This window comes from Streptomyces sp. NPDC050564 (assembly GCF_044457265.1).
In the GTDB taxonomy this organism is placed as follows: Bacteria; Actinomycetota; Actinomycetes; order Streptomycetales; family Streptomycetaceae; genus Streptomyces.
Genome location: NZ_JBITGS010000100.1, coordinates 1 through 6,954, shown reverse-complemented (window position 1 = coordinate 6,954; position 6,954 = coordinate 1). Strand labels below are relative to the sequence as shown.

Here is a 6,954-nt window from a genome sequence, read left to right as displayed (position 1 = left end):
GGGCCGAGTCGGAGCACAGCGCCGGGGCGGGTCCGGTACACGAGGTGCGGGGAGACCCGGCCGCCGGGTTCCTCCTTGACCGTGATCGTCAGCGTCCGGCCCCCGGTGCCCCGGCGAGCGGCGGGGGCGAGGCGATCGAGTACGTACGCCAGTGCCGTACGCCGTCGATCTCCACTCCCACCGGCAGGTACTGCCGGGGGCTCGGGCCGTACCGTGCACGCTAGTCCTCGCCGCGTCTCCTGGACAGACGGCAAGTGGCCATCCGGTCTCGGCGGAGGATGCTGGCCTGGGCCGGTATCGGCAACCTCTGGGGAGGACTAGTCTGTTCGAACAGGCCCTGGCCCCCGGCAGTGATGCTTTGTTCCGCTCCGGGGAGGCCCGCCGTGTTCGTCCTGCTTCTCATCGTCGCTCTGATCTTGTTCGGTTTCGGGTTCCTCAATCCCATCTGGTGGGTGGCCGCTCGTGTTGGTCTTCGGCGCCACCCGCTACGGTCGCGATCGTGGTGGAGGCCGGGGCCTTGGCGGCGGGTCCGATTACGGGGAGCGTCAGGACCGCTGGGACCGTCGCTACAGCCGTCAGCACCGGGCGCGCTGGAGGCGCGAGGACCGTCGGGACCGCGAACGCCGCGGGTGACCGATGCACCGGCCTGGCATCCAGAGGCTCCGGGACGGCTTCGGCCGCACCGGACGCACCGCAATCGTCGAGAGGTACGTGCCATGCACCGCATAACCATGCTCCCGGGGGATTGGTGGGATCTGACGGCCGAGACCTCGCTAGAAGACCCGGCGGCTGAGGATGTCGTGGCGCTGCGCGCCGAGGTCGATCAGCTGCGGCGGGCGCTGGCCGGCCGTGCGGTGATCGATCAGGCGTGCGGCATGGTGATGGTTCTGGCCCCCTGCCGCCGTGGGCCGGCCAGGAACCTGCTGGTGGATATGTCACGGCAGTGCAACGCCAAACTTCCGGAGGTGGCTGCGGTCGTGGTCGCCGCCTGGGAGGGGGAGCCGCTCTCACTGTTGATGCAGCGTGCGTTGCGGCGTGCGTTGCGGCGGCTTTACGCGGAAGACCGGGGGTGCGACTCACCACCGGCGGATGAGCCGACCGGAAGGGGAAGGCCATGATTCACGCAGCCGACGTCCGCGAATGGCGCAACCGCGACGTCGTCGATACTGAGGGCCGCAAGATCGGTGTGCTCGAAGCGGTCTATGTGGACACCACCACGGACGAGCCGGCCATGGCCACGGTACGGACCGGACTGCCCACCCGGCACCGTCTGCTCTTCGTCCCCATCGATGATGCGATCGCCGGGCCGGACTATCTCAAGGTCGGCTATGTGAAAACGCTGGTGAAACAGGCTCCTTCGATCGGCACCGACGACGTGCTGCCCGCCGAACAGGAGGAAGCGATCTTCAAACACTATGGACTGGCCTACAAGCCCGGCGCAGCCGGCGAACGGCAACTGGCGCGCCGCTGACCGCCTATGGACAGGATGACTGCCCTGTGAGGTACGGACCATGCACCAGGTGACCACGCCCCGCGAAGAACGGCGGCTGTTGACGGCCGTGGCTTCGGCGGAGGAAACGGCTCTACTGGCCGAGGTCGTCGAACTACGCGCCAGGAATGAGCAGCTGGGGCGGGCGCTGGCGAGCCGTGCGGTGATCGACCAGGCGCGCGGCATGGTGATGGCCCTGGCGCCGTGTTCCAGCGGCAGGGCCTGGGACCTGCTGGTGGACGTGTCGCAGCACTGCAACATCAAGCTCCGTGACGTGGCTGCGGCTCTGGTCGCCACGACGAAGGACGAGAGGCTACCGGAGCCGATACAGCGGGAGCTGCGCCGGGGGCTGCGGCGCCTTCATCTGGCAGACCGGCGGTGACGGCATGCGTGCCCAGCGGACGGCACCGGACGCTGTGGGTTCAACTCTCCGGTGCCTTCGTCCAGGACGGCCGTCGGACGCCTCCGTTGTGTAGCCCAGCTCGTGGAACTCAAACACCGGCCTGGCCTTTCCCTTACCCCGAAGCCGTTGAGCAGGAAGAACCTCGAGAGCGCCACTCGGCCGGCGGTGTCACTGCGGTGGCGGCAGGTAGACGGTGAGCGCACGTGCTGCTTTGTCGAGGTGGAGCGCGTCAGTCGCCGGACTCACTTCGCCGTCACGGGTGTAGTCCTCTTCCGCGCTCATTCCGTCGATCCGCAGCCGGGTGACGGTGGTGGCCTGGTAGACGCGGGAGCGGGCGAGGGTGCCGGTGAGGAAGGCGGTGACGAGCCGGGTGCGGGCGAAGGGGTGGCTGCCGTCGACGGTGCGGATGTCGAGGAGTCCGTCGTTGAGGGTGCGGCGGTAGGAGGGGGCGAAGCCGGGCGGGTCGTAGCGGCTGTTGCCGGCGAAGAGCAGCCACAGCCGTCGGTGCCGCCCGGCGATGGTGACCTGGCTGGGGGTTCCGTCGGCGAGGACGCGGAGCAGGCCGATGCAGAGAGCGGGCCACTTGCCGAGGCGCGTCTCGCGGGCTTCGCGGGCCCGGACGAGTTCGGGGTAGACGCCGATACTGAAGGTGTTGAGGAAGTACGTGCTGGCACCGTCTGCGGAGGTGACCCGGCCGAGGTCGACGGCTCCGCCGCAGCCCGCCTCCACGGCGTCGGCGGTGGATTTCAGGGTCGCCAGCCCGAGGTCGGCGGCGAAGTGGTTGAGGGTGCCGGCGGGGAACACGGCCAGGGGCAGTCCGCTTTCGATGGCGCGGACGGCTGCTGCGTTGACCGTTCCATCGCCGCCGACGACGCCGAGGGCGCCCCCGTGGGCGAGTGCGTCCTTGGTGGCTTGGTCGAGCACCAGGTGCAGGTCGATGCCGCTCGCGCAGAGCCGTATGTCCGCCATCGGCAGGAGGGTCCGTAGTTCGGCTTCGGCCGGGGTGTCGCCGCCCGCATCGCTGTTGACGACCGCGATCAGCCCCAGACCCGCGGGAAGCGCGGGGACCGGGACGTTCGGCCGGGCGGTGTCGGCGGGTTCGTCCACGTGTAGCGGCCACCAACGGCAGGTCGCCGCCGAGACACCGACCCCGAGTGCGGCGCCCGCGAGCACTTCACCGGGCGAGTACGTGCCGGTGCGGGCGCGGAGGACGGCGGCTGCCGTGGCCAGGGGGATGAGCGCGGCTCCCAGCCAGGGCGACTCCAGGGTGACGGCAGTCGCGAAAGCCGCGACGGCGGCCGCGTGCCCGGACGGGAACGCCCGGGTGGCGGGCCGGGGTGGAAGCCGGTGGCTGGAGGCCGATTTGGCGGCGATGCTGACGGCGGTGGAGGTCAGGGCGAGTGAGCCGGTGGCGCGCAGTGCGGCACGGCGTGCTCCACGGTTGCCGGAAAGACCCATGACGGCCGCGCCGGCCAGCCACGGCAGCAGGGTGTGGGAGGAGGCGACGCGCGAGAAGAGCCGTGCATCGAGTGCGCGGGGGTGTCTCATGCCCGACTGGGTACCCGCGGCGATGCCGATCACGCGGCCGCCTTCCCACACGAATTGGTCAACGGTGCCTGCCGCGTTGCCAGTTGACCATCCAGTTCCAGACGCGACCGCCCAGGGGCGCTCCACGTTCGCCGCCCGCGCGTCCCGTGGGCAGCCGCGGTTGCGTGGCGCACAGCTTGTTTGAAAGCGGGCTGTCCGGGGACCCGTCCGAGGTGCTTCGGACCGGAGGCACGCCCGTGGGAGCAGCTGTCGCTGCTCCCTTGTGTGCTGCGGTCTGCCGACTCCCACGGTGAGCGACTCCACCGATGAGGGAGACACGTGTCGATGACGGACGTACGCACGCAGGGTTTACGAAGCGCGCACCGCTACGACGACGCGCCGGACACCGACGCCGTGTTCCGCCGTATCGCTAACCTGCCGGACGGCCTGGAGAGGTCCGCGCTGCGCCAGGAGGTGGTGTGTGCCTGGATGCCGATGGCCGTACGGCTGGCCCGGCGCTTCCGCCATCGCGGTGAGACCTTCGAAGACCTCAAGCAGGTCGCCCAACTGGGCCTGGTCAAGGCGGTTTCCCGCTTCGACCCGAGTCTCGGCACCGCCTTCCCGAGCTTTGCCATACCGACGATCCTCGGCGAGGTGAAACGGCACTTCCGGGACGACCTCTGGGTCGTACATGTGCCGCGGCGCGTACAGGAACTGTGCGGCCGGGTCCGGGCCGCCGGCAATGAGTGCGCTTCGCTCAACGGCCGAGACCCCTCCGTGCACGAGATCGCCGCGTACACCGGCCTGACCGAGGCGGAGGTACGGCTGGGCCAGGGCGCGCTGGAGAGCTTCGCCGCTCTGTCCTTGGACGCCGTGCCCGGCCACTCCGCGGACAGCCATCCACTGACCGACACGCTTGGTGGCATGGAGCCCGGCTTCGACCTGACCGTCAACCGTGAGGCGCTCCGCCCGCTGCTGCGGGCACTGCCCGAACGTGACCGGCAGATCCTGTATATGCGGTTCTTCTGCGAGATGACGCAGGCCCGCATCGGTCTGCAGCTCGGCGTCTCTCAGATGCACGTCTCCCGTCTGATCACTCGCATCTGTGCCCGCCTGCGCGACCAGGTCATGGCCGACACCCACGCCTTGAGGAGGGCATCATGACAACATCCCGGGCGCACGGGCGGCGCCGGGCCGCCAGGCCCGATACCCGTCGTTCCGCGGAGAGGCAGACACTGACTGCCGCCGGACGGGCGGGCTTTGCCGCGCGAGGCGTGGTGTACGTCCTCATCGGTGTACTGGCCGTCCGGATCGCCCTCGGCAGCGGCGGCGAGTCGGCGGACCGCCAGGGCGCGCTGGCCCAGATCGCGGCGCAGCCCTTCGGGAAGGCGATGTTGTGGGCGCTGGTCGTCGGGTTCGGCTGCATGGCGTTGTGGCGGGGCGCCCGCGCGGTCCTTGGCCGGGGGCCTCGGCGCAAGGCGGCCTCGCGAGTGCTCGACGGTGGACGGGCGCTCTTCTACGCCGCGGTCTGCCGGGCCACCGCCGCGTACGCAGCCGGGGGCGGCCAGGGTTCCAGTGGCAATGCGCAGTCGCAGGACTGGACGGCATCGGCGCTCGAACTGCCGTACGGCCGGGTGCTGGTGGGTGCCGCGGGCTGCTTGCTGATCGGCATCGGCGTGGTACTCGCCGTCCGGGCGGCCACGCGGCGCTTCCTGCGGCAGCTGGACACCGGCACCATGAGCCACCGTACGAAGCAGGTCGTCACCGCTCTGGGCGTGGGCGGAGGTGTGGCACGTGGTGTGGTGTTCGCCGTGGCCGGGATCTTCATCCTGGTGGCAGCCGTCCGCTTCGACCCGGACGAGGCCAAGGGCGTGGACGCGACGCTCCGTAGCTTCACGCAGACACCGGTGGGGCCATGGCTCCTGGTCGCCGTCGCGATCGGGCTGATTCTCTTCGGTGTCTTCTCTTGCGCCTCGGCTCGCTGGCGCCGCCTGTAAACGGTGACCCAAGCCGGATCTGCCAGCTCCTCCCGCAGGCTCGGCTTCGGGCCGGCCCGTCACCACGCACTGGTCAACACAACAGCGGGGAACCGTCCCGCCCCCCGTCACCGACCGCATGTGGGCATGTGGAGCGGCGGTCCGCCATCTAGCACCACGCGTTAGTGGGCCGGGCGTCGGCGCGAGCGCGATACCGAGCCCACGAGCAGGTACAGCACGGCGGCGATGAGGAGCAGCACGCCGATGGAGAGCAGATACGGCATGCCGTCGACGATAGCGCCGATGACGACCAGCGCGATGGCGCCGCTGAGAAGAACCAGGAAGAAGGCCATGGCGCTACGCCTCCTGGGGTCGTGGCGGATGGGTGGCCAGAGGCTGTCCACCAGTAGTGCCAGCGTCTTCCAGGGGCGGGGCGCGCTCTGCTCGCAGGCACCCGCGCAGGGCGACGGCGGTGCAGTCCGGCAGCCCCGCAGCCGACTGGCGCACGGCAGCGTGCGCCAGTCGGCAGCCGCGCACCAGCAGCACCGCGCCTCCAGAAGCACGGCCTGTGATCCGAGCGTGATTCCTACTGTTTTGGGCAGCTGCGTGCGGTCACCGCCTCGGCGACCGTGTCAGGCCACCAGGCCGGGGAGGGGTTCGGAGTCGTCGATGAAGGCGCGGGCGACGTCGGACAGGCGTCGGTTGTGTGCGCGGGCGTAGCCGCGCAGGGTGGTGAAGGCCTGTTCCATGTCGATGCCTCGGCGTTCGGCGAGTTTGCCCTTGGCCTGTTCGATCAGTACGCGGCTGTTCAGCGCGGTCTGCAGTTGCTCGTTCAGGACGGTGCTGCGGTGTGCGGAGCGCTGTTGGAGCAGGCTGATGGTGGCGACGTCGGCCAGGGCCTGGGCGACGAGGGTGCCGGCCGGGTCGAAGGGGCCGGGGGCGGCGTGGAAGAGGTTGAGGGCGCCGACGGTCTCGTCCCGCAGGCGCATGGGCAGGGCCTGGACGGCCCCGAAGCCGCTGCGGTAGGCCGCCGTGACGAAGCGCGGCCAGCGGTCGATCTCCCGGGTCAGGTCGGGGACTGCCACCGGCGTGCCGGTGCGGAAGCATTCGAGGCAGGGGCCTTCGTCGTTCTGGAGCTGGAAGAGTTCCAGCAGGCGTACTCGTTCGTCGGAGGCGGCCACGACGCGCAGTTCGCCGTCGCGGTCGGCGAGCAGCACCCCGGCGGCGCTCGCGTCGAGCATGCCTACGCAGCGGTCGGTGAGCAGGCGCAGGAAGTCGATCAGGTCGAAGTCGGCGACCAGGTTGTCGGCCAGCTCGACGAAGGTCTTGGCCAGGAGCTGTTGATTCATCGTGTCACCCTCGATTGAGACTAGTCCCGCCGGGAAAGGGCGGGAAGCACGGCACGTTCATCGGATGGCACCCGGTGTGTCAGGTTTCCTCGTCGGTCCGTCTGGGCTTCGCGTCCGGGGAGAAGCGGAGTCGGTGGGCCACCACGTCGGCGGCCACGTCGGCGAGCCGGCGTCCTTGCGCATAGGCGTGGGCGCGGAGCCGGACGAAGG

General features: G+C 70.1%; 9 protein-coding genes. 6 read left to right on the top strand and 3 right to left on the bottom strand.

Annotation, left to right across the window (positions count from 1 at the left end; all coding sequences use genetic code 11):
• The 4 genes from ACIBK0_RS51610 to ACIBK0_RS51595 form a co-directional block, all read left to right on the top strand.
• The coding region (locus ACIBK0_RS51610; protein WP_399097449.1) for a hypothetical protein at positions 1–224 on the top strand (224 nt) is incomplete at its 5' end.
• Between the two features lie 492 nt (positions 225–716).
• Positions 717–1,118 carry an ANTAR domain-containing protein gene (locus ACIBK0_RS51605; RefSeq protein WP_399097447.1) on the top strand — a complete coding sequence of 134 codons (402 nt, stop codon included), beginning with the start codon at positions 717–719 and terminating at the stop codon, positions 1,116–1,118.
• A complete protein-coding gene (locus tag ACIBK0_RS51600; RefSeq protein WP_399097445.1) occupies positions 1,115–1,471 on the top strand; it encodes a PRC-barrel domain-containing protein in 357 nt (118 codons plus the stop codon). The genes ACIBK0_RS51605 and ACIBK0_RS51600 overlap by 4 nt, the downstream gene beginning before the upstream one ends.
• A gap of 40 nt (positions 1,472–1,511) precedes the next feature.
• On the top strand, positions 1,512–1,871 hold the full coding sequence (locus ACIBK0_RS51595; RefSeq protein WP_399097443.1) for an ANTAR domain-containing protein: 360 nt from the start codon (positions 1,512–1,514) through the stop codon (positions 1,869–1,871).
• 189 nt (positions 1,872–2,060) lie between these two features.
• Here the strand turns inward: ACIBK0_RS51595 and ACIBK0_RS51590 are convergent, their stop codons facing one another.
• Complete coding sequence (locus tag ACIBK0_RS51590) at positions 2,061–3,440, bottom strand: diacylglycerol/lipid kinase family protein (protein WP_399097441.1); 1,380 nt, start codon at positions 3,438–3,440, stop codon at positions 2,061–2,063.
• Positions 3,441–3,764: 324 nt separating this feature from the next.
• On the opposite strand from ACIBK0_RS51590, the gene ACIBK0_RS51585 reads away from it, so the two are divergent.
• Both ACIBK0_RS51585 and ACIBK0_RS51580 read left to right on the top strand, forming a co-directional pair.
• Complete coding sequence (locus tag ACIBK0_RS51585) at positions 3,765–4,583, top strand: SigB/SigF/SigG family RNA polymerase sigma factor (RefSeq protein ID WP_399097439.1); 819 nt, start codon at positions 3,765–3,767, stop codon at positions 4,581–4,583.
• Complete coding sequence (locus tag ACIBK0_RS51580; RefSeq protein ID WP_399097437.1) at positions 4,580–5,416, top strand: DUF1206 domain-containing protein; 837 nt, start codon at positions 4,580–4,582, stop codon at positions 5,414–5,416. Before ACIBK0_RS51585 ends, ACIBK0_RS51580 begins: the two co-directional genes overlap by 4 nt.
• 161 nt (positions 5,417–5,577) lie before the next feature.
• On the opposite strand, the gene ACIBK0_RS51575 is transcribed toward ACIBK0_RS51580, so the two are convergent.
• Positions 5,578–5,748, bottom strand: a complete 171-nt coding sequence (locus ACIBK0_RS51575; protein ID WP_399097435.1) for a hypothetical protein — start codon at positions 5,746–5,748, stop codon at positions 5,578–5,580.
• 279 nt (positions 5,749–6,027) lie between these two features.
• The gene (locus tag ACIBK0_RS51570) at positions 6,028–6,744 is read right to left on the bottom strand and encodes a GAF and ANTAR domain-containing protein (RefSeq protein ID WP_399097433.1); all 717 of its coding nucleotides are present in this window, start codon (positions 6,742–6,744) and stop codon (positions 6,028–6,030) included.
• Positions 6,745–6,954 lie beyond the last annotated feature (210 nt).